The following is a 22,488-nucleotide window of genomic DNA, read 5'->3' on the forward strand; positions in this document are numbered from 1 at the left end:
TTGTTTGTCTTATGATGGTTTAGCTATTCTTATTGTAATCTTCCGTATGCTCTATCTAAGTCTACCTTGCTAATCAGGGCATTGTATAGGCCTTGTATATAATTGTTATCTGCTACTACAAGCGAAGTTTCGGCTTGCGTCACCTCAACGCTCGAGCCAACTCCTTGTTGGTATTTAATTCGTGTGACCCTTAATACTTCGTTAGCAACTTCACGGTTGTGCTTTTGGTTGTTAAGCGATTGCAAACCGTTAACATAGCCTATGCGAGCGGCGTTGGTTTGTAGGTTTAACCCGTTTTTCAGGTTATCCATATCGTTCTGAGTTTTCTGTATTGCAATTTGCGCCTGCTTTACCTGATTAGTCCGCTGAAACCCGGTAAAGATTGGCACTTTCAAATTCAACCCGATATAGCTTGATGGAAATTGCATACTGTATAGCGAGCTAAAACCATTGTTTTGGTATGATGAAGTGTAGTTTGCAATTGCGCTCAACTTGGGCAAAAACTGCGATTTCTGTCTTTGCAAATCAAGTTTATTCAATTTCAATTGGGTCTCGTACAAACTGTACTCGATACGTTTCTGATATGCAGTTGTGTCTGTAGTTGCAGCCATAGCCATACTTTCATCAAGCTTAATGTCCTCCAGCTTATCCTTTAACTCTAACTCGGTGTCAATCGGCATGCCCATCTGAAATTTCAGCATTTGTAGGTTAAGTACCAGCATTCTTAAAGTATTAATGCGCGTAGTTACCAGGTCATTATATTGTACGCTTAAACGGTCTACATCAATCTTTTCAACAAAACCTTGTTTGTTTTGTGCGATAGTTTGATCGTATTGCTCTTTAATTTGTTTGATGTTAGCATCAAGTAATCTAACCGCTTCATTGCTTACCAATACCTGATAGTAAGCCTTGGTAACCTGTACGTTGGCCTCGATAAGGCTACGTGTAACATTACGTTGCGATAGTTCTTTATATGTCTTGGAAGCTTTTAATCCAACTAAATAACTACCGTCAAATAATATCTGACTAGCATCTAATCCTAAATTTGATTGATACTTCACGCCAAATTTAACCGGTACAAATGTGCCAGGTTGACCGAAAAAATCGCCAGGCAATAATGTAGTTGGTATTTTAACATAGTCTAAAAACGATGCCGATCCATTGATTTGCGGCAAACCTATCCCTGTTGTTTCTTTTACTTTGTATTCTGCGCTTTTTACATCCAGGCGGGCATTACGCACAGTATCCTGATGCTCATAAGCGTAGTTAATACAATCGGCCAGTGTAAAGCTGTACGATGGACTAACGGCGGGCGTTGTTTGTTGGGCATAGCTACTTATAGTAGTTATACATAACAATAGTCCCACTTTTATTACATTCTTCATGTGTTTGGAAATATATTATGGTGTGTGTTGGTTATTAGTTTTGGTTTATGTTTTGATACTCGCAAAGCATTTTGTAGCCCTCCAGCGTAACTATGCCATAGTTAAAATGCTCTAAAAACTGTTGCTGAACTTTCCATTGGTTAAATTCTGTTATCGGGAAAACCATGTTGTCGAATCCTGTTTCTACCTGTAGCATCCGCATGCGGGCGATAATCTTTACATCCAGCTCGGGGCGTATGAAGCCTTCTTTAATACCACGGGTTAACAGTTCTTCCAGCGTAACTACCAGCGTTTTAGCTTTAAACTGCTGGATCAGTTTCCACCCTTCCGGATGGTACTTCTGCATATCGTGTATTACAATCGGGTTCATCTTGGCTAAAATCTCTTCCGAACACTTCATCATATCAATCAGCTGCTTAATCACGTTGTCTTGCCCTTCTAACATCTCCTTCATCATCCGCTCGTCCTCTTCCATTCGGGTTTTAGTTAAAGCCACAACTAATTCGTTTTTATCGGAGAAATGCTGATAGATGGTTTTTTTCGACATACCTAAATGCCGGGCAATATCATCCATGGTTACGCTCTTAATGCCTGCCTGCATAAACAGTTCGAGCGCCCCTTCTAATATCCTTTGTTCCTGACTCATCTTACCCGCAAAACTATGGAAACATTTTTCGATTTCAAAGTTTCCATCTTATTTTAATTCTCCTGCCAATCGTTAATTGTTACCTTTGTACAAACTTATTTTTAATGGACCTTTCTGCACTTACTGCTATATCTCCTGTTGACGGTCGCTACCGCAACGTAACAAAAGATCTTTCTGCCTATTTCTCAGAATACGCTCTGATTAAGTACCGTGTTTTTGTAGAAGTTGAGTACTATATTGCACTTACCAAGTTTAATATCCCTCAGCTTAGTACTTTAGATACTACTGTTACACAAAAGTTACAGTCTATTTATAAAAATTTCAGCGAGGCAGATGCACAAGCCATTAAAGACATTGAAAAAACAACCAACCACGATGTTAAGGCCGTTGAATATTTTATTAAGCAAAAGTTTGATGAGATTGGCCTAAGCGAGCAGAAAGAGTTTATCCATTTTGGTTTAACCTCTCAGGATATTAACAATACTACTATCCCCTATACTTTTAAATTAGCTTTAAATGAGGTTTATTATCCGGCTATTGCCGAACTGATTGACCTATTAAAGCAATATGTAAACGACTGGAAAGATGTATCTATGCTGGCCCACACGCACGGTCAGCCAGCGTCGCCAACACGTTTGGGTAAAGAGATACAGGTGTTTGTAGAGCGTTTAGAAAAACAGTTAGAGTTATTGAAACAAGTACCCTACTCTGCTAAATTTGGCGGTGCTACAGGTAACTTCAATGCACATCATATTGCCTATCCAGATCATGACTGGAAAGGTTTTGGTAACCACTTTGTAAATGAAGTTTTAGGACTAAACCGTTCGCAGTTTACTACTCAGATAGAACATTACGACAATTTTGCGGCACAATGTGATGCATTAAAACGTATTAATAACATTATCCTTGATCTCGACCGTGATATGTGGACCTACATATCGATGAACTACTTTAAACAAAAGATAAAGGCTGGTGAGATTGGATCATCGGCTATGCCGCACAAAGTTAACCCGATAGATTTTGAGAACTCGGAGGGTAATGTAGGCATTGCTAATGCCCTTTACGAACACTTAGCTGCTAAGCTGCCCGTATCGCGCTTACAGCGCGACCTTACCGATTCTACCGTGCTACGCAACATCGGCGTGCCAGTAGCGCATACATTAATTGCTATTAAATCGACTATTAAAGGACTAGGTAAACTTTTACTTAACGAAACTGCTTTGCAGGCCGATCTGGAAGCTAACTGGGCTGTAGTAGCCGAAGCTATCCAAACCATTTTACGTCGCGACGGCTATCCAAACCCTTACGAAGCACTTAAAGAGCTTACCCGTACCAATACCGGCGTTAACGCGCAAACCATTGCTGGCTTCGTAGATACTTTAGATGTGAGCGAAAGCACCAAGCAAGAACTTAAAAATATAACGCCAGGTAACTACACGGGTATATAGTCATGTATAGGTCAAAACAATACGGGGGGTAATATTAAATCAATTTCCTGTATAACTTTGTTAACTTAGATTAGATAAAAAGAAATTCTCATGAATATCAACGTATATACCGAAAGCACACCGAACCCAGCTACAATGAAATTCATTGTTAACAAATTGCTGATTAATGGAAGTGTGGATTATCCTACTAAAGAAAGCGCCGAAAAATCAACTTTTGCAAAAGAGCTTTTCAAATTCTCTTTTGTAAACGGTGTGTTTTTTGCAAGTAACTTTGTTACTGTAACAAAAACTGAAGGTACCGATTGGGACGATATCGAACCGATTATCAAAGAGTTTGTAAAAGGTGCTGTTGAATCCGAATTAAAAGTTCAGGAAGAAGAGCAAGCTGATGTAAACTTTGAAGGCACTGACGCTGAGGTGAAAATTCAGCAAATCCTGCACGACTATGTTCGCCCGGCTGTTGAGCAAGATGGTGGTGCTATCGCCTACAAATCATTTACCGAAGGTGTAGTAACTGTTGAACTTCGCGGTTCTTGCAGCGGCTGCCCGTCATCAACCATTACCCTTAAAGCCGGTATCGAAAACCTGCTTAAACGTATGGTACCAGAAGTACAAGAAGTTGTTTCTGAAGCTATGTAATTTATATTGATTTCACCGATTGTAGGGTGATTTCATTTATGATATATAAAGGCGATCTGATTGGATCGTCTTTTTTGTTGAGTTCTAAAATGAGTTGCGTGAAGACACACCCAGGCCTTTCTCAGGAGGGGAATAAAAATCTTTCCCACCAAGGCATTGAGCATTAGCAAGACGTGTAATGCCCCGATAAACGTTAATTACCAAAATTTGAACAACACATGTGCACCCTCCCAGGAATATTATAAATTTCCTAACTTTATTAAATCAATCACCTAACTATGGAAATCACACCTGTTACGCTCATTCCAACTTTATCTGTGCGCAATGGAAATGCGGCGATAGAATTTTACAAAAACGCTTTTGGCGCAATGGAAATATTTGTTGAACGCGATCCCCTGGGCGCAGTGGTAGCCCAACTGGCTATCGACGGCGTTAGCTTCCTGGTAGCAGATGAATCGCCCGAGCATGGTAATTACAGCCCGGAAACATTGGGTGGCACCACTATACGCATGGGCTTGCAGGTTATGGATCCGGATACTTCCATGGCACGTGCCATAGCGGCTGGCGCAACGGAAATTTACCCGGTAGCTGATCAAAGTTATGGCTACCGCCTCGGCCGTATAGCAGATCCTTATGGACATCATTGGGAAATATTCAGGCCGATGAAGTAAGTATGATGCGCGTTTAAGCGTTCACGCTCAAACTATTTTACCGATGGAGCGTCCGCGCTCCTTTTAAATACTATTAATTAGGAGCTTACACGTTCTATTGGGACCGGGTTCAAGTCTGGACGCTTGAACCTGCGAGCTGCGGTCAGACTTATAAAAACTTAATCTTTAAAATACTCGCCAATTTTTGACACCAGCTCATCAGCTATCAAGCCATTAGTAGCTACTACATCGCATTTTTCTAAAACATCATTGCCGCCGTTAAAAGTGGTTACCACTCCCCCAGCCTGTCGCACGATGACGATACCTGCTGCAATGTCCCAGGGCTTTAAGTTGTACTCGTAATAACCATCGAAACGGCCGCAAGCAGTATAGGCCAGATCTGTAGCGGCCGAACCTAAACGGCGCAGACCGTGACAATGCTGCATCAGGTCTGTAAACAGACTGATGTATTGAGGCTGTTTGGTAAAATCGTAATATGGAAAACCGGTAGCCAATAAACTGTCGGCAATTTTAGGCGCTTTACTCACGCGGATTTCTTTACCGTTTAAATAGGCTGGCGCGCCTTTCCAGGCGTAAAAACATTCGTCGAGGTTAATTTCATAAACTACACCAGCAACTAATTCGTCGTACTCTTTAAGCGCAATGCTTACGGCGAACACGGTTAATCCATGAATAAAATTAGTAGTGCCATCCAGCGGATCGATGATCCAGTTATAGCGTTCGCCGGTACGATTAATGGTTTTTTCTTCGGTAAGGAAACCGGCTTCGGGTAATATTTTCTCTAGGCCGGCAACGATCATACCTTCGGCTGTTTTATCAACGTATGACACAAGATCATTGAGACCTTTGTATTCTATTTTATCAGCATTAAAGTTTTGGCGTTCCTGGCGGATAAATGCACCAGCCTGTTTGGCTACTTCAATTACCTGTTGGGTTATGGTTTCCAGCATGATCTCGTAGTTTTAAGTTGAATGAAAACAGTTTATGAATAAAAAAACTTGCGAAAAATAAACTTAAAGCAGCAGCCGGTCGGGCAATTGGTGGATACATGTGCAGGTAAACTACCATAATTTTCAATATGGCCAGATTAGCGAAATACCCAATAAACGCTACCGACACAAATCGTAAAAACTGCTGCGTGGGCTGCAATTTAGATTCTGAAAATACCAGATAGCGGGTGATCAGAAAGTTAACAATTACACCCAGGCAATAAGATATACTGAACGATAAGATATAATTGCTAACGTGATAGTTAATTACCCTGTATGATTGCGCCTTGAATAGATAATCGAAGAGCAAGTTAAAAGAGCAAACATCTACCAAAAAGCCTATCCCTGCAGATATGATGAACCTTAAAAACTGATTTCCCAGTATTTTTTGACCTATGCTTTTATCCTGCATGCGTTACCCCTTTTTGGTTACGCAATGCATTTACACAAAGAGCAATACCGCCAACTACCAAACAAAGAGATATCATTTCTGCCTGGGTAAATGAAAGGCTGCCAATATGGTAACGGGTATTTACGCGGATCAGCTCGATGAAGAAACGTTCTATTCCGTTTAAAACAAGATAGATACCAAACATTAAGCCCGGTAGTTTAATACGATCGCGGATGCTCCACAATGCCAGGAAAAGCAGTAAACAAACAACAGATTCGTAAAAAGACGTTGGATAAACAGGTAACCGCAGTTCATTGCAGAATTTACCTATACAACCTGGAATCGGGTTATTAAAGTCGACCATGTTTACGTTATGCGGAAATTTGAACGACCACATCCAATCCGGAGCCCAGCTTAACCAGCTTGGTTTAGGGTCTAAATTGGGAACGCCCCAATCACCATCACCACTCATTTGGCAACCAACACGACCAACGGCATAAGCCAGCATCATTCCAGGGCCACCTATATCGAGCATGTGCAAAGGCTTTACACCATTCTTATTGGCAATATATAGTACAGCTGCCCCACCGCAGATTAATCCCCCATAAAAAGTTAAACCACTAAAGCCGATCAGCATACCAACCGGGTCTTTCATAAAGTCGTCCCAGTTTTCGAGTGCGTTAAACAGCTTGGCACCTGCAAAACCAAATACTGCAGCCCAAACTAAAATGCTTCCCATTAACTCGTGCGGTTGTTGTAAAACTCGTTTAGTTATTGGCTCTGCAAGCTCTTGCTTTTTGGCATCTGAGTAAGCCCAGTATACAAAACCTGCACCCATTAGAATTCCACCCAACCAGTTTCCGCGAAGCGAAAGAATAAAATCCTGTGGATCATTAACCAATTCTTGATAATGCAATACGGCATCAAGTAATTTATAACCGGCCAGGAAACCGAAAAAACCATTGCCGATCAAATCGGTCCATTGTACTTTGGCACCAATGGTGATGGTTTTCTCCGCAGACTTTATAATCCCAAGTTTTTCTTTACGCTTAAACTCTTCGAGAAAAGCCCAATAACCTCCCATAAAGGCAAGTGCGACAAAAAAACCAAAGGTTTGAAAAGGCAACGGAATATTAGCGCCTGTAAAATATCTGATCAGTTCAGAAAGGGTTGGAAACATTCAGGTAGTATTTTGTGGAGCGAATATAAAACTTAATGAACTAATATTTCTTCGCCTTCTGTAATTTCAACATCACCATCTGGTGCAATGGCAGTTAAGGTAACTGTACGCAGCTCGTTAACCAGCACCGGATCATATTTGGCCTTTACCTTTACATAGTTGCGGGTAAAGCCGTGCATATAACCTTCCTTAATATCACCTTCAAACAGAACCTGGCCGGTTTGGCCCAGTTGCGATTCGTAAAAAGAACGGCGTTTTTTATCAGAAAGTATATGCAGCATTTTGCTTCTCTCCGCGCGGGTCGAACCCGGTACACTACCGCTCATTTCGGCAGCAAGCGTATTTTCGCGTTCCGAGTAGGTAAATACGTGCAGGTATGAAATATCTAGTCCGTTAAGGAAATTGTAGGTATCAATAAAATCTTCGCGTGTTTCGCCCGGGAAACCAACAATCACATCTACACCTATGCAGCAGTCTGGCATCAGTTGTTTGATCTTGGCTACGCGATCAGCATATAAAGCACGTTTGTAACGACGGCGCATTAAACTCAATATCTTATCAGAACCTGACTGTAGCGGGATATGGAAATGTGGCACAAATCTTTTAGAGGTAGCCACAAACTCGATGATCTCGTCGGTCAGTAAGTTTGGTTCGATAGAAGAAATGCGGATGCGATCGATGCCCTCAACTTCGTCCAGTGCTTTTACAAGGTCGATGAATTTGTTAACGCGCTCACCGTTTTGCAAACCGAAATCGCCAAGGTTTACACCGGTAAGCACAATCTCGCGCACACCAGAAGCCGCGATATCAGCAGCTTGCTTTAACACACTTTCGATATTGTCGCTGCGGCTATTGCCACGTGCTAGTGGAATGGTGCAGAAAGTACAAGAGTAATCGCAACCATCCTGAACCTTTAAAAAGGTACGGGTTCGATCGCCAAATGAATAGGAAGTAACAAACTCTTTTGCCTCAGAGACCGGCTGATTATAGATAAGCGTTTTAGGCTGTTTGGTTAAATCGGTGATGTGCTCAACAATCTGGAATTTTTCGGCTGCGCCAAGCACCATATCCACACCGGGAATCTCAGCAATTTCGGCAGGTTTTAATTGGGCGTAACACCCAACAATTACCACATAGCCTTCGGGTGAGATTTTTAACGCCTCTTTAACGATCTTTTTGCACTTCTTATCGGCGTTTTCAGTAACCGAACAGGTATTGATCACAAAGATATCGGGGGTTTCCGTAAACGCAACCGTTTGATAGCCTGCCTGCGTAAACAAGCGGCCAATAGCCGACGATTCTGAATAATTCAGCTTACAGCCCAGCGTATAAAAAGCAACTTTCTTATCCATTTTAAGGCTGCAAATATAAGGATTTAAAAAATAACCGACCTACACGCTTTTGTCTCGTAAATGTTATAAAAGTTGTTCACAACAAATTGAAATTGGCCATGTTATATCTTTATGTTGAAACACCTTTTAATTGGTATGCTGGTGATAGGCAATTACACACAACATTCCAACCCAAAACGCACCCTATTGTTATTTGCCGATAAAGCCTCACAATCTACGCTTAAGCAACAGCAGCACCTTTTAGAAGCCGACAAAGCTGGCTTAAAACAACGCGACATAGAGGTGCTAAATTACGACCCTAAAAGTGCCGTTGCTCGCGCCAACCATATACAGGGTGGGTTCACAGTTGTGCTTATAGGTAAAGACGGAGGCGAAAAACTACGCAGCCACAAACTGGTAACCACTAAAAAACTCTTTGATATTGTTGACGCTATGCCGATGCGGAAAGAAGAGATGGCGCACGCGGATCAGGAATGACAAAACAGAGCCGGGAATCAAGAGTCAAGATAATCTCTCCATAGCCCTGTTTGAAAGCATCATTTTTAGTTGAAGTCGAATTACACGTAATTTTTCAAACCATCTCTAACCTGCTCTAGATATCCAGCTCCAAATAGGTTGAGATGTAATAATAAAGGATACAAATTCCATAGATCAGTACGTTGCTGCCAGTCAGGATGCAGCGGAAAATTTTCCTGATACGACTCATAAAAGGTATCCGAAAAACTGCCGAATAAGGTGGTCATCGCAAGGTCGAATTCGCGGTTACCGTAACTTACGGCTGGATCTATGAGATAAGGCTTTTCCTCCGCACTGATAAGGTAATTACCTCCCCACAAGTCGCCATGAATAAGCGATGAACGCTCCTCTTCAAATATGTTGTTAAGGTTTAAGTAAAGTCTCTCAAAATTTTGAATATCAGTATTATTAAGCATGCCATTATCGGCTGCCATCTTAACCATAGGCTGTAGCCGTTCTTCTATAAAAAAGCCAGCCCAGCTAAACTGTTGATTGTTGCGCTGCGGTAAAGACCCCATATAATTATCGCTGTCGAAACCAAAGTAAGGCGCAGTAATACGATGCAATTCAGCGAGGTCTCTACCTAACGCTTCTGACGCCTTTTCGGTGGCTCTGCGGTTTTCAATCCACTGTAGAATCAGGAAACTGTTATCACCGAGATCGTCCTGCAAAATCACTTCGGGCACGGCAATCGTGTTGGTAGCGGCTATAGTTTTAAGTCCGGTGCTTTCACAGGCGAACATATCGGGATAGGCGCTCTTGCTATTGAGTTTCAGCATATATCTACCCGTGTTTGCATGAAGGCAATAGGTTTGATTTATACTGCCCCCACTGATAGGTTTAGTGCTATCAATGTATACCGTTTGGTTTAAAACCACCGATAGCCTGCTCTGAATAAACCCCACTAATTCAGCAGATAAAGCCATATACTAATGTAATGCTTTTATAGATATTTTAATATCAAAATTATCCATCAAAAACCTTATTTTTGCGGTTCGAAATGCAGCACATACGTAATTTTTGCATCATTGCACACATCGACCACGGTAAGAGTACACTTGCCGACAGGTTGCTTGAATATACCAACACCGTTACCAAACGCGAATCGCAGGCACAACTGCTTGACGATATGGACCTGGAACGTGAGCGCGGTATAACTATTAAGAGTCACGCCATACAGATGAATTATACGCTGGATGGACAGGAATATGTATTAAACCTTATTGATACTCCTGGACACGTTGACTTCTCGTACGAAGTTTCACGCTCTATTGCAGCCTGCGAAGGTGCTTTATTGATTGTGGATGCTTCGCAAGGTATACAAGCCCAAACTATTTCCAACTTGTATCTCGCGCTGGAGAATGATCTGGAAATCATTCCGGTACTAAATAAAATGGATCTTCCCGGCGCTATGCCAGAGGAAGTTAAAGACCAGATTGTTGATTTGATAGGTTGTAAACGCGAAGAAATTTTAGCAGCATCGGGTAAAACCGGGCTAGGTGTACATGATGTACTCCGTGCTATTGTTGAGCGTGTGCCCGCTCCTGTTGGCGATCCGGAAGCTCCCTTACAGGCCTTGATCTTCGACTCGGTATTCAACTCATTCCGCGGTATTATTGCTTATTATAAGGTAGTAAGCGGCGAGATCAGAAAAAATACTAAGGTTAAATTTATGGCTACCGGTAAAGAGTATCTGGCCGACGAGGTGGGTACTTTAAAGCTACAGCCAGTACCTAAAGATGTAATTAAAACCGGCGACGTAGGTTACATCATCTCGGGTATTAAAGAAGCCAAAGAGGTTAAAGTTGGTGATACCATTACTTTAATTGAACGCCCTGCAGCCGAGGGTATCCAGGGGTTTGAAGAAGTAAAACCAATGGTATTTGCCGGTATTTACCCTGTTGATACGGAAGATTACGAAGAACTACGCGAATCAATGGCCAAGCTTCAGTTAAATGATGCTTCGCTGGTATTTGAGCCTGAATCTTCTGCGGCATTAGGCTTTGGTTTCCGTTGCGGATTCTTAGGAATGCTGCACATGGAGATCATCCAAGAGCGTTTAGAGCGCGAGTTTGATATGACGGTTATTACTACAGTACCCAACGTATCATATCTGGCCTATACAACTAAAGGCGAAGAATTGCTGGTAAATAACCCTTCTGACCTGCCCGACCCAAGCAAACTTGATTATGTAGAAGAGCCTTATATTAAGGCCAACATCATTAGCAAAGCGGAGTTTGTTGGGCCGATTATGTCGTTATGTATCCAAAAACGCGGCACTATAGTTAACCAATCTTACCTAACCTCAGATCGCGTTGAGCTGATCTTCGAGATGCCGATGGGTGAAATTGTATTCGACTTTTACGACAGGTTGAAAACCATTTCTAAAGGTTATGCCTCGTTTGATTATACGCAGATTGGTTACCGCCAGTCGGACTTAGTACGTTTGGATATTCGTTTAAACAGCGAGCCTGTTGATGCGTTATCTTCACTAATTCACCGCAGTAATTCTTACGATTTTGGTAAAAGAATTTGCGAGAAGCTGAAAGAGCTGATCCCACGTCAACAGTTTGAAATTATTATCCAGGCATCTATCGGTGCTAAAATCATAGCACGCGAAACGGTGAAAGCTCTGCGTAAAGACGTAACCGCCAAATGTTATGGTGGTGATATTTCGCGTAAGCGTAAACTGTTAGAGAAACAGAAAAAAGGTAAAAAACGCATGCGCCAGGTTGGTAACGTAGAGATACCACAGTCGGCGTTTATGGCAGTATTGAAATTAGACTAAAATAGATTTGAGATGACGCCATGCAGTATCTGCAATTAAGCTTTTATACTTTAATAGGTGTTAAAAAGATAATTGATCTTGGCGATTTTTCTTGGGGCGAATGGATCGTTTATGATAATCGGATACCGAAATATCATATCAATTTACATACAGAACTAAGTTCTGACATGATGATTAATTCAATCATCAACAAAAAGGAAAATACGATTGAGGGTATTATTAGAAATATTAATATCCGATACGGAACAAAGTTATCGTTAAAAACACGACCCTTAATTGAGTTGGTAAAGAAAGAAGAACTAATAGAACTCGATTTAGGTCCTCTTCCAGAACAGTGGGTTAAAAACATCATATAATGCAGCTTTTAGACGGAAAATACGTATCAGAAAAACTGAAGCTTGAAATAGCTGAAGAAGCAGCGAAAATATTGGCTAACACAGGCCGTAAACCACACCTGGTTGCGGTATTGGTTGGGCACGATGGGGGCAGCGAAACTTATGTGGCCAGCAAAATGAAGAATTGTGAGGCTGTAGGTTTCAAATCGTCTTTAGTACGTTACGAAAGTGACGTTACCGAAGAAGAGTTATTAGCCAAAGTAGCCGAGCTAAATGCCGATGCTGATATTGACGGCATCATTGTTCAGCTTCCTTTACCAAAGCATATCGATCCCGAGAAGGTAACTGAAAAGATTAACCCTGCTAAAGATGTGGATGGCTTCCACCCGGTTAACCTGGGCCGTATGCAGCGCAACCTGCCATCATTTATCCCGGCCACTCCTTACGGTATTACGCTGATGCTGAAAGAATATGGCATTGATACCGCAGGCAAACATTGTGTGGTAGTTGGTCGCAGTAATATTGTTGGTTCGCCAATGAGTATTCTGATGGCGCGTAATACGCAACCGGGTAACTGTACTGTAACCATTTGCCATAGCCGCACACCAGATATTAAGAAATTCACCCTTGATGCCGACATTCTGATCGTAGCTATCGGTAAAAAGAATTTTATTACCGCAGACATGGTTAAAGATGGCGTGGTTGTGATAGACGTGGGTATGAACCGCGAAACCTCTACCCTAACCAAATCTGGCTATAAACTGTATGGCGATGTTGATTTTGAAGGTGTTGCTCCAAAATCGTCATGGATTACCCCGGTACCGGGCGGTGTGGGCTTAATGACCATTATTGGCTTGCTTAAAAACACATTAGCATCAGCAAATAAAGAAGTATACGTTTAGTTATTGGTTATTAGGTTAATCAGTAAGATATAAAGCAGAAGGGATCACAATTGTGATCCCTTCTGCTTTTACTGCTTTTGGTCATGATGTCCCAGTGAGTATCGGAACAGGATGACGGACGTCATGGGCTTAATAACTCAATAACCTAATAACTAAATGCTACCTTCCGATATGATATTCGTGTGGAATTATATAGTTCTCATTCTCATCTTGCCATGCCATTGATGAGATAAGCCATTTGCCTTCTGTTTGGATACATTGCACATAATTTATTCCTCTGGGTATTCGGCCCGATTCGTGATCGGTAAACGAGTACTCGTAAACGCTCACCCGTTGGGCAATTTTGCCGAAAGTTTCTGTTTTTGAGAATAACTCGCGTTGTACAAATTGCTGCATAGTGCCGTCAGCTACCTGGGTTTGAATTGCTTTGACAAAACTTTCGGGTGTAAAACTAAGCGGACGGCCAAAGGTGTTGTTAATCAATACGGCCTCATCATAAAAAAGGGCTTCCAAAGCATTAAGGTCGGGCTCTTCACCGGTTTGAAAACTAAGGGTCTGGTAAAAGTCTGTTACCAACAGATCTATATCGCTACTGCTCATAAAATGTATTAAGTTCCTTTTAACGAATCCCAGAAAGACGGGATGCCTACATAGACTTCATTATTTCTGATCTCGACCTTATAGGTCGGAACGAAATCATTTTGTCCGGTGTTGCCCCTTCCCGTTTCCAGATCGTAAGCATAACGATGAAACGGGCATATCAGTTTTCCATTTTCGCACCAACCTTCACTTAAATCCGCGCCTGCATGCGGGCATCTGGCCGAAAGGGCAAATAATTTGCCTTCATAATTCACGATACAAAGCTTCTTACCACCAACGGAAACTTTACTGATCGGAGGTAATACTTCGCCAACTGAACCAACCTTATACCACTTCATTACGCGGCTAAAAATCCACCTTCAGATCCATCATAGTTGGATTTTTCATCATCTCATCCATATTAGTAACCAGCGTAACGGTTTTTCGATCCGCCGACAGCATGGCGCGGCTATTATTGATCTTCTTTACAGGCTTGGCGAAGCTCAGGATTAGCTTATATGGCGTCTCTATCAATAACGCTTTAGCCATTACAAAAGTAGCCTGGGTTTTCTTCAAAAAGTTATTGAATTTGGTTTTATCGATAATGCGGTAAAATTTATGCGGAGTGATTTCGTAGTCATAATAATCCTGGCCTACAACTAATTGGCCGCCCTCAAAACCTTTTATACTTTTGCTATCCTTAGTAACCGAACTAAGCCGGCTGTTATTAGCCACTTTAGAGATATGTTCTATATAATATTTCAGATCAGCTGCATCTTTGGCCTGGTGGTTAATGCTAATCTTCATCAGGCTTTTATGCAAATCCATTTTAACGTTAAGGTTGCTGCTTTTGGCCAATTTAATTTCCTCTGCGCTTAGCTTCTGCTGAGTTGTATCGGGTATGGCACTGTAAAAGTTGAGGGAAGTATCCTTAGCCATGGCAAATTGAGGCGTTGCCGCTACTGAATCCGAAACCAGATTCATGAGCACGGCAACCGCATGACTCATGTCGAAATCATAAACCACATTGCACGATCCGTCTGCCTTAAAGTTGTAATGCTCTTCTATATCAACACATGAACTCAGGCAAGTTAATACACTGCAAAGTATAATTAAAAAGTAAAGTTTTCTCATTGGTTGAATTTCAAGTAATTATAACCAATAATATTAACATTTAAAAGGCCAAAAATTTAAACCATCGGCGTAGTTATTTTTATCTTTGCAAATTGAATATGACAGCACAGGTTCCGGAAGATGGCACATTGCTCCCCTTAATGGAGGAGTTCTATACAATACAAGGCGAAGGATATAACACCGGCAAGGCCGCATACTTTATCCGCTTAGGCGGATGCGATGTAGGCTGTCACTGGTGCGATGTTAAAGAGAGCTGGGATGCAAGTATCCACCCCCTTACCTCTGCCGACCAGATTGTTACCAATGCGCTGCAATTTCCGGCTAAAACTGTGGTAGTTACCGGTGGCGAACCATTGATCTACAATCTTGATTACCTTACCGCTCAAATGAAAGAAAAAGGTGTAACTACCTTTATAGAAACTTCGGGTGCGTACCCCCTTTCGGGGCACTGGGATTGGATATGCTTATCGCCCAAAAAATTCAAAGCACCTCAACCAGCCATTGCCCAACAGGCGCATGAACTAAAGGTTATCGTTTTCAATAAATCGGATTTCGACTGGGCCGAACAATATGCCGAACTGGTATCGCCTGGCTGCAAACTTTACCTGCAACCCGAATGGTCTAAAGCTAAGGAAGTTACCCCACTTATTATTGATTATGTAATGGCCAACCCTAAATGGGAGATCTCTCTACAAACCCACAAGTATTTGAATATCCCATAAAAAACGTATTTTAGGGTCAGCTTCTTATATAACCTAAATGAACCGGATTCTATTTATCGTGCTATTTACTGCCTTACCGTGCCTGTTATTTGCACAGCAACGAACGTACACCACGCGCGATGAAACGGCTATCAAGTATTACGCTACAGCAGGTTCCAACTACGATGCCCGAAAAATAGATGATGCCATTTCTTCCTTACAACAGGCCATTACAGCAGATGATCGCTTTGTTGAAGCCCACATCTTTCTCGGCGACTTATACCACCTAAAACAGCAGCATAAAGAAGCAGCCGAACAGTATCTAAAAGCAATTAGCATTAATCCGGAGTTTACACAAGGGGTTTATATCAAAGTAAGTGAGGTTGAGATTTACCTCGGCAGGTACAAAGATGCACAGCAACATTTATTAAAATACCTCACCTATCCCTACATAACCGATCGTGACCGTTTCCGTGCCAAGAAAATGATGGGCGATTGCGATTTTGCACTTACAGCTTTACAACATCCGGTGCCATTTACACCTGTTAATTTAGGCCCCGAAATAAATACCGCCGACGACGAATATTTGCCCGTAGCCACTGCCGATGAAAGCATGCTCATCTTCACCCGCAAAATTAATAATAACGAGGATTTTTATAAAAGCGCTAAACTTAATAATAAGTGGCAGACCGCCAGCTATCTGAGCAAGCAAATTAACACACCCAACTATAACGAGGGCGCACAATCCATATCACAGGATGGTAAATACCTTTTCTTTACCGGCTGTAACCGTCCGGATGGTTTAGGTAAATGCGACATCTATGTTTCGCAAAAAAAAGGCGACGACTGGTCGACACCTTTTGATTTAGCGAAACCCATTAACTCGCCGGGTTGGGAATCACAGCCCTCTATCAGCGCCGATGGCCGCACGCTTTACTTCGTAAGCAACCGGAAGGGTGGTTACGGGGGCTACGACATCTGGAAATCGACACTTAAATCTACTGGTTGGGGTGAGCCAGAGAACTTAGGCCCCAATATTAATACCGCCTTTGATGAGCAATCGCCGTTTATACACCCTGATGATAGTACGCTCTACTTCTGCTCAAGCGGTTGGCCGGGCATGGGTAACAAAGACCTTTACATCAGCCGTTTAGGACAAGATGGTAAGTGGCAAAAACCGCAAAATCTGGGATACCCTATTAACTCAAGTGGCGACGAAAACGGACTTACCATTTCCGCAAGCGGTGGTTACGCTTACTTTGCTTCTAACTCGGCTAATTTAAACGGCTTGGGGGGCTACGATATCTACATGTTCGAGCTGCCTGTTACGGTACGGCCGCATACCGTTACCTATGTAAAAGGTAAAGTAACAGACGCCAAGCTTAAAAAGCCGATAGAAGCCATTGTAGAAATTACCGATCTCGAGAAAAACCAGGTAGTTTATAAAGACGTAAGCTCGCCTTTGGAAGGTTATTTTCTAGCCACACTTACAAGTGGGAAAAACTACGGTTTAAATATCTCCAAAGAAGGCTATCTGTTCTATTCGGAGAACTTCTCTTTAGAAGGGCATGCTCCTACCCAACCGTTCATCCTGAATGTGTCTCTATCACCTATCGAAGTAGGTAAAACCGTTATATTGAAGAATATCTTCTTCGATACCGATAAATATGATCTCGAAACCCAGTCAAAAGCCGAGCTACAGCAAATAGCCGATTTTTTAGCTGCTAACCCAACGGTTAAAATCGAAATTTCGGGCCATACCGACAATACCGGTAACGATCAGTTGAACCAAACGCTGTCGGAAAACCGGGCTAAGTCTGTTTATCAATATTTGGTTGCTAATGGCACCAATCCAACTAAACTAGTGTTCAAAGGCTATGGGAAAACACAGCCAATTGCACCTAACACTACAGACGAAAACAAGGCTAAGAACCGGCGTACCGAGTTTAAGATTATTGCTAAATAAAAAGGCTTCCCAACTAATCGGAAAGCCTTTAAATACAAGTAGATAAACTAATTAGTTACCCAGTTCGCTCATAAACTTAATGCGCATCAGCTGAACTTCTTCGCGGGTGTAATCCTCATCGCCGAGTTCGGCCATGGCATGGTCTATAGAATCATCTTCTGCCGTGCGGAAGTAATCAAATACTTCGTCTTGCTTGTCTTCATCTATTACCTCATTAATGTAATAATTAAGGTTAAGCTTGGTGCCCGAATTTACGATGGTTTCTATCTCACGTAAAATGTCTTCGTAAGCCAAACCTTTAGAACTCGCGATATCTTCCAGATCTAAATGACGGTCGATATTTTGGATGATATAAACTTTAAGAGCCGACTTGTTTGCAGCACTCTTAATCACCAGATCAACCGGGCGATCGATATCATTCTCCTCAACGTATTTCTTAATCAGGTCTATAAACGGCGCACCAAATTTGGCTGCCTTACCCGTACCTACCCCAGAGATCTGTTTCAGCTCATCCATAGTAATCGGATAATGCGTACACATTTCCTCTAAACTTGGGTCCTGGAACACCACAAACGGAGGCAGACCTTTTTGCTTGGCCAGCTTTTTACGCTGGTCTTTAAGCATCTGTAGCAACTGGGCATCCAACGCGCCGCCGCCTTGTTTGCCACCATCTTCCGAGTCATCATCATCAGTGCCTTCAATTGGCCTGTTCATAATGAAACGGATACTGTGCGGGTTATCAATAAAGTTTTGTCCTTTTGCGGTTAAACGCAGCAGCCCGTATTGATCAATATCTTTCGATAAATAATTATCAAGTAATATCTGGCGCAATAATGATTTCCAAAGATTTGCCCCTTGTGCCTTACCCGATCCAAATACATCAAGTGTATGATGTTCGTAGTGGTGCACCTGTGGGTTATCCTCGCCCATTAAAACGCTAACAATGTGATGATCGTCAAACTTCTCGCCTAGTTGTTTAATGAGGCTTAAGGCACGGTGTAAATGCTCTTCGCCATCAAAGTATTCTTTGGTAGCGCTGCAATTATCACACATGCAGTTACAACCAGCCTCGTTAAAGTTCTCGCCAAAGTAATGTAATATCTGCTTACGGCGACAAACTGACGACTCAGCATAGTCGATAACTTCCTTTAATATCTGGGTACCGATCTCACGTTCAGAAACCGGCTTGTCTTTCATAAACTTCTGTAGCTTATCTACATCTTTTTCAGAGTAAAAAGCCACACAAACGCCCTCGCCCCCATCACGGCCTGCCCTACCTGTTTCCTGGTAGTAGCCTTCCATGCTTTTAGGCACATCGTGGTGTATAACATAGCGTACATCCGGTTTGTCTATACCCATACCAAAGGCAATAGTAGCCACAATCACATCCACATCTTCCATCAGGAATTTGTCTTGCGTATCTGCACGTACCTTGGCATCTAAACCGGCATGGTATGGTAATGCTTTAACCCCGTTAAGGCTAAGTGCTTCAGCAACTTCTTCTACCTTTTTACGGCTCAGGCAATATACAATGCCCGATTTACCGGGATGCTGTTTTACAAACTTAACTATCTCTTTAAGCACATTGCGCTTGGCGCGTACTTCGTAAAAAAGGTTACCACGGTTAAAAGATGATTTGAAAACCGTTGCATTATTCATCTGCAGGTTTTTCTGTATATCGTGCTGCACTTTTGGCGTAGCAGTAGCTGTTAAGGCTATAATTGGAATATTTTCGCCAATATTGCTGATTACCTGACGGATCTTACGATACTCAGGCCTAAAATCGTGCCCCCACTCCGAAATACAATGCGCCTCATCAACTGCCACAAACGACACTTGGTTCAGCCTTAAAAAATCAATATTTTCTTGCTTGGTAAGCGACTCGGGAGCCACATACAATAATTTGGTCTTACCACCCAACACATCTTCCTTAACCCGCAATATCTCTGCCTTGGTTAACGATGAGTTTAAGAAATGGGCGATGCTGTCTGATCCGCCAAAGGCTCTTAGCTGATCTACCTGGTTTTTCATTAACGCAATAAGCGGGGAAATCACAATCGCTGTGCCGTCGCTCATGAGGGCCGGTAACTGATAACACATTGATTTGCCCCCACCAGTAGGCATAATTACAAATGTGTCATTACCAGCCAAAATGTTCGTAATAATCGCTTCCTGTTCCCCTTTAAAATTGTCGAATCCGAAAAAGTTTTGAAGGTTATCAAAAAGCGACTTTTTTGTCTCAATCATTGTTGGTGTATTCTATGCATTCTATTAAACGGACAAATTAACAAATTTTTTCCATATCGCGCCACAAACGATTATAAACTCAATAAATATGATATTTATTTGAACATTTATCATACATTAGTTGTCTGTAGTGGGGAAATAAAACTTACAGTTAAGATACGCTTTTACAGCTTCTTTTATTTCATCGCACATAAGAAATAATTTGCATTTAACATTACAATTATAATTTTGCGTAGCTCTAATTAATCGCTTATGAATAAAAATTACTTTGCCATCATTATGGCCGGTGGTATTGGAAGCCGCTTTTGGCCAATAAGCCGTACTTCTTATCCTAAACAGTTTATCGACATACTAGGTACAGGGAAAACATTGATCCAAAATACCTACGATCGTTTTTTAAAAATCTGTCCGCCGGAAAACATATACATTGTAACCAATGAGAACTATGCCGATCTGGTAAAAGAGCAGTTACCTGCTATCGAAAACCACCAGATACTTACCGAACCTGTGATGCGTAATACCGCGCCTTGCGTGGCATACGGATCATACAAGATTGAGAGTTTAAACGCAGACTCTGTGATAGTTGTTGCACCGTCAGATCATTTGATATTAAATGAACAAGCGTTTGTGGACAGCATTAACAAATCGTTAGAAACCGCCGCCACCCAGGATTGTCTTATCACCCTAGGTATTAAGCCTTCGCGCCCTGATACAGGCTATGGTTACATCCAGTACACAGACCAATTATTGAACCATGATTTTCATAAAGTAAAAACCTTTACCGAAAAACCTACTTTAGAAATTGCCAAAAGCTTTTTGCAAAGCGGCGACTTTTTATGGAATGCAGGGATCTTTGTATGGTCGGCTAAATCTATCGTGAAAGCATTCGGCAAACACCTGCCAGATATGCACGATATTTTTGCTGAAGCCCGTTCGGTTTATAATACCGATAGGGAACGTAATCATGTTAATACCGCTTACCAGCAGTGCATTAACATCTCTATCGATTACGGAATTATGGAGAAGGCTGAAAACGTTTATGTACTGCCTTCTGAATTTGGCTGGAGCGATTTAGGTACCTGGACCTCAGTTTACCAATTGACCGAAAAGGATTACGTAGGTAACGCCGTTATCCCTTCAGAAAAGGTGATCATGTATGATTCGTCAAATTGTATGGTAAACGTACCGCAAGAAAAACTGGTGGTACTACAAGGCCTGCATGACTTTATCGTAGTAGAATCAAATAATACCCTGATGATTTGCCCACGCGATCAGGAGCAATCTGTTAAGCAGATCGTAGCCGACGTTAAGCAAAAATTTGGAGCGAAATATATTTAACACAATTGACAGATATCGGTTGTCTGTTGTCAGATAATACAAAAAATAAGGGCCAAGCATTAATGCTTGGCCCTTATTTTTAAACCCTCTCGTCATGCTGAACTTGTTTCAGCACCTCACTTGCTAAGTATGAGATGAGATGTGATTTGTATGCGTTTGACCCGGTCTGCGGGATTCTGAAATAGATTATGATGGGCTGCTGGAAGCTCCCGATAACCAACAACTAAATTCCCCTTTGTCTTATCGCTTCGTAAACAATAACTGCGGTTGATACTGATACGTTAAGCGAGGCTATCTCGCCAAACATTGGGATTTTAGCCAAATGCTCTGCGGAGCGGATCAGTTCATTACGAATCCCATCTTCTTCCGACCCCATAATGATTACCGTTGGCGGCGTATAGTCAACGTCATAGATGCTATCGGTAGTTTTCTCGGTACAGCAAACCACCTGCAAACCCGATTCTTGTAAAAATTTAACTGTATTCACCAGGTTGTCGTGGCGGCAAACCGGAATTTTAAAAAGCGCGCCAGCCGAAGTTTTAATAGCGTCGGGCGTAACCTGCGCCGACCCTTTAGATGGGATCACAATGGCATCAACACCTGCGCACTCTGCCGTACGTGCAATGGCGCCCATGTTCCGAACGTCGGTTATACTGTCAAGCACCAGCACCAATGGTACTTTACCGGCCTCAAAAACCTGCGGAATAATATCCTCTATGCGCTGGTAAGTAATAGGCGAAATAACGCCAATAACCCCTTGGTGATTTTTAGGTGTGATGCGATTTAGCTTTTCAACCGGCACCTGTTGCGCCGAAATTCCATGCTCTTGCAATAGACTTTTCAGCTCCAAAAAAAGTCCACCGCCTAAACCACGTTGTATAAACAAAGCTTCTATCTCTTTACCAGCCTTAATGGCTTCTATAACGGCACGGATACCGAACACCATTTGGTTTACCTCGCGCTTTGCTGAATTTGAATTATTGAAGGACATTTTCCTGATGAATAAGTCAGCAAAAATAGAAATTTTAATCCAGTATGCCCGTTTTAATAACTTACACCACCTCGCCGCCCATCGCACTTATTAACACCAACAAGATTTATGAACAATGCCTTAAAAATATTAACAAGCAAGAAAATATAACTTTTTAACAATCTTCTCCACATAACCTGTTAATAATCAAATCTCTAATCGCCGTTTTTATTATTACAGGCGGATGTTAAAAATTCATCTCAATATTAAGTTTAGATTTTTAGAAACATGTAGCCGGGATTTTGTATATT

At 41.9% G+C, this 22,488-nt stretch carries 22 protein-coding genes; 10 read left to right on the plus strand and 12 right to left on the minus strand.

The genetic code is table 11. The annotated features are described in order from the left end of the window. Positions 1-29 precede the first annotated feature (29 nt). Together GSY63_RS22740 and GSY63_RS22745 are read right to left on the minus strand one after the other, a co-directional pair. A complete protein-coding gene (locus tag GSY63_RS22740; protein WP_166588142.1) occupies positions 30-1,385 on the minus strand; it encodes a TolC family protein in 1,356 nt (451 codons plus the stop codon). Between the two features lie 34 nt (positions 1,386-1,419). Continuing rightward, positions 1,420-2,031: a TetR/AcrR family transcriptional regulator gene (locus GSY63_RS22745; protein ID WP_166588143.1), complete on the minus strand. Its 612-nt coding sequence runs from the start codon at positions 2,029-2,031 to the stop codon at positions 1,420-1,422. Positions 2,032-2,135: 104 nt separating this feature from the next. Between GSY63_RS22745 and purB the strand changes: the two genes are divergently transcribed. The 3 genes from purB to GSY63_RS22760 all read left to right on the plus strand — a co-directional run bounded on the left by purB (position 2,136) and on the right by GSY63_RS22760 (position 4,789). Continuing rightward, positions 2,136-3,479: an adenylosuccinate lyase gene (purB, locus tag GSY63_RS22750; RefSeq protein ID WP_166588144.1), complete on the plus strand. Its 1,344-nt coding sequence runs from the start codon at positions 2,136-2,138 to the stop codon at positions 3,477-3,479. A 90-nt stretch (positions 3,480-3,569) separates the two neighbouring features. Then, positions 3,570-4,118 (plus strand): NifU family protein, encoded by a 549-nt coding sequence (locus GSY63_RS22755; protein ID WP_166588145.1) that lies wholly within the window; start codon positions 3,570-3,572, stop codon positions 4,116-4,118. Between the two features lie 278 nt (positions 4,119-4,396). After that, positions 4,397-4,789, plus strand: coding sequence for a VOC family protein (locus GSY63_RS22760; protein WP_166588146.1), 393 nt, complete (start codon positions 4,397-4,399; stop codon positions 4,787-4,789). Positions 4,790-4,947: 158 nt separating this feature from the next. Here the strand turns inward: GSY63_RS22760 and GSY63_RS22765 are convergent, their stop codons facing one another. From GSY63_RS22765 to mtaB, 4 genes are read right to left on the minus strand one after another with little or no spacing between them, the layout of a single operon-like run. Beyond that, the gene (locus tag GSY63_RS22765) at positions 4,948-5,739 is read right to left on the minus strand and encodes an inositol monophosphatase family protein (protein WP_166588147.1); all 792 of its coding nucleotides are present in this window, start codon (positions 5,737-5,739) and stop codon (positions 4,948-4,950) included. Continuing rightward, positions 5,708-6,190 (minus strand): GtrA family protein, encoded by a 483-nt coding sequence (locus tag GSY63_RS22770; protein ID WP_166588148.1) that lies wholly within the window; start codon positions 6,188-6,190, stop codon positions 5,708-5,710. Before GSY63_RS22770 ends, GSY63_RS22765 begins: the two co-directional genes overlap by 32 nt. After that, positions 6,180-7,349 carry a prolipoprotein diacylglyceryl transferase gene (locus GSY63_RS22775; RefSeq protein ID WP_166588149.1) on the minus strand — a complete coding sequence of 390 codons (1,170 nt, stop codon included), beginning with the start codon at positions 7,347-7,349 and terminating at the stop codon, positions 6,180-6,182. Before GSY63_RS22775 ends, GSY63_RS22770 begins: the two co-directional genes overlap by 11 nt. A gap of 32 nt (positions 7,350-7,381) precedes the next feature. Next, complete coding sequence (gene mtaB / locus GSY63_RS22780; RefSeq protein WP_166588150.1) at positions 7,382-8,701, minus strand: tRNA (N(6)-L-threonylcarbamoyladenosine(37)-C(2))-methylthiotransferase MtaB; 1,320 nt, start codon at positions 8,699-8,701, stop codon at positions 7,382-7,384. A gap of 111 nt (positions 8,702-8,812) precedes the next feature. Here mtaB and GSY63_RS22785 point away from each other — a divergent pair, with 111 nt between their 5' ends. Then, positions 8,813-9,178 (plus strand): DUF4174 domain-containing protein, encoded by a 366-nt coding sequence (locus GSY63_RS22785; protein ID WP_166588151.1) that lies wholly within the window; start codon positions 8,813-8,815, stop codon positions 9,176-9,178. A gap of 80 nt (positions 9,179-9,258) precedes the next feature. On the opposite strand, the gene GSY63_RS22790 is transcribed toward GSY63_RS22785, so the two are convergent. Further along, positions 9,259-10,143: a fructosamine kinase family protein gene (locus GSY63_RS22790; RefSeq protein ID WP_166588152.1), complete on the minus strand. Its 885-nt coding sequence runs from the start codon at positions 10,141-10,143 to the stop codon at positions 9,259-9,261. A gap of 74 nt (positions 10,144-10,217) precedes the next feature. On the opposite strand from GSY63_RS22790, the gene lepA reads away from it, so the two are divergent. The 3 genes from lepA to GSY63_RS22805 are packed head-to-tail and all read left to right on the plus strand — an operon-like array spanning position 10,218 to position 13,242. Then, on the plus strand, positions 10,218-12,005 hold the full coding sequence (gene lepA, locus GSY63_RS22795; RefSeq protein WP_166588153.1) for a translation elongation factor 4: 1,788 nt from the start codon (positions 10,218-10,220) through the stop codon (positions 12,003-12,005). Positions 12,006-12,025: 20 nt separating this feature from the next. Further along, entirely contained in the window at positions 12,026-12,361 is a 336-nt protein-coding gene (locus GSY63_RS22800) for a hypothetical protein (protein WP_166588154.1), read from the plus strand. Further along, positions 12,361-13,242, plus strand: coding sequence for a bifunctional 5,10-methylenetetrahydrofolate dehydrogenase/5,10-methenyltetrahydrofolate cyclohydrolase (locus GSY63_RS22805; protein WP_166588155.1), 882 nt, complete (start codon positions 12,361-12,363; stop codon positions 13,240-13,242). The genes GSY63_RS22800 and GSY63_RS22805 overlap by 1 nt, the downstream gene beginning before the upstream one ends. 159 nt (positions 13,243-13,401) lie before the next feature. On the opposite strand, the gene GSY63_RS22810 is transcribed toward GSY63_RS22805, so the two are convergent. Genes GSY63_RS22810 through GSY63_RS22820 form a run of 3 tightly spaced genes read right to left on the minus strand, consistent with a single transcriptional unit; the run spans position 13,402 to position 14,955 of the window. Beyond that, on the minus strand, positions 13,402-13,842 hold the full coding sequence (locus GSY63_RS22810; protein WP_166588156.1) for a hypothetical protein: 441 nt from the start codon (positions 13,840-13,842) through the stop codon (positions 13,402-13,404). A gap of 8 nt (positions 13,843-13,850) precedes the next feature. Then, on the minus strand, positions 13,851-14,180 hold the full coding sequence (locus GSY63_RS22815) for a Rieske (2Fe-2S) protein (protein ID WP_166588157.1): 330 nt from the start codon (positions 14,178-14,180) through the stop codon (positions 13,851-13,853). A gap of 7 nt (positions 14,181-14,187) precedes the next feature. Beyond that, positions 14,188-14,955 carry a hypothetical protein gene (locus GSY63_RS22820; RefSeq protein WP_166588158.1) on the minus strand — a complete coding sequence of 256 codons (768 nt, stop codon included), beginning with the start codon at positions 14,953-14,955 and terminating at the stop codon, positions 14,188-14,190. A 98-nt stretch (positions 14,956-15,053) separates the two neighbouring features. Here GSY63_RS22820 and GSY63_RS22825 point away from each other — a divergent pair, with 98 nt between their 5' ends. Both GSY63_RS22825 and GSY63_RS22830 read left to right on the plus strand, forming a co-directional pair. Beyond that, on the plus strand, positions 15,054-15,677 hold the full coding sequence (locus GSY63_RS22825; protein WP_166588159.1) for a 7-carboxy-7-deazaguanine synthase QueE: 624 nt from the start codon (positions 15,054-15,056) through the stop codon (positions 15,675-15,677). A gap of 37 nt (positions 15,678-15,714) precedes the next feature. Next, positions 15,715-17,622, plus strand: a complete 1,908-nt coding sequence (locus tag GSY63_RS22830) for an OmpA family protein (RefSeq protein WP_166588160.1) — start codon at positions 15,715-15,717, stop codon at positions 17,620-17,622. Positions 17,623-17,673: 51 nt separating this feature from the next. On the opposite strand, the gene recQ is transcribed toward GSY63_RS22830, so the two are convergent. After that, complete coding sequence (gene recQ, locus GSY63_RS22835) at positions 17,674-19,866, minus strand: DNA helicase RecQ (RefSeq protein WP_166588526.1); 2,193 nt, start codon at positions 19,864-19,866, stop codon at positions 17,674-17,676. A 255-nt stretch (positions 19,867-20,121) separates the two neighbouring features. Here recQ and GSY63_RS22840 point away from each other — a divergent pair, with 255 nt between their 5' ends. Further along, positions 20,122-21,207: a mannose-1-phosphate guanylyltransferase gene (locus tag GSY63_RS22840; RefSeq protein WP_166588161.1), complete on the plus strand. Its 1,086-nt coding sequence runs from the start codon at positions 20,122-20,124 to the stop codon at positions 21,205-21,207. Positions 21,208-21,430: 223 nt separating this feature from the next. On the opposite strand, the gene rlmB is transcribed toward GSY63_RS22840, so the two are convergent. After that, entirely contained in the window at positions 21,431-22,198 is a 768-nt protein-coding gene (rlmB, locus tag GSY63_RS22845) for a 23S rRNA (guanosine(2251)-2'-O)-methyltransferase RlmB (protein ID WP_243749306.1), read from the minus strand. Positions 22,199-22,488 lie beyond the last annotated feature (290 nt).

The organism is Mucilaginibacter agri, from assembly GCF_009928685.1.
Taxonomy (GTDB): Bacteria; Bacteroidota; Bacteroidia; order Sphingobacteriales; family Sphingobacteriaceae; genus Mucilaginibacter; species Mucilaginibacter agri.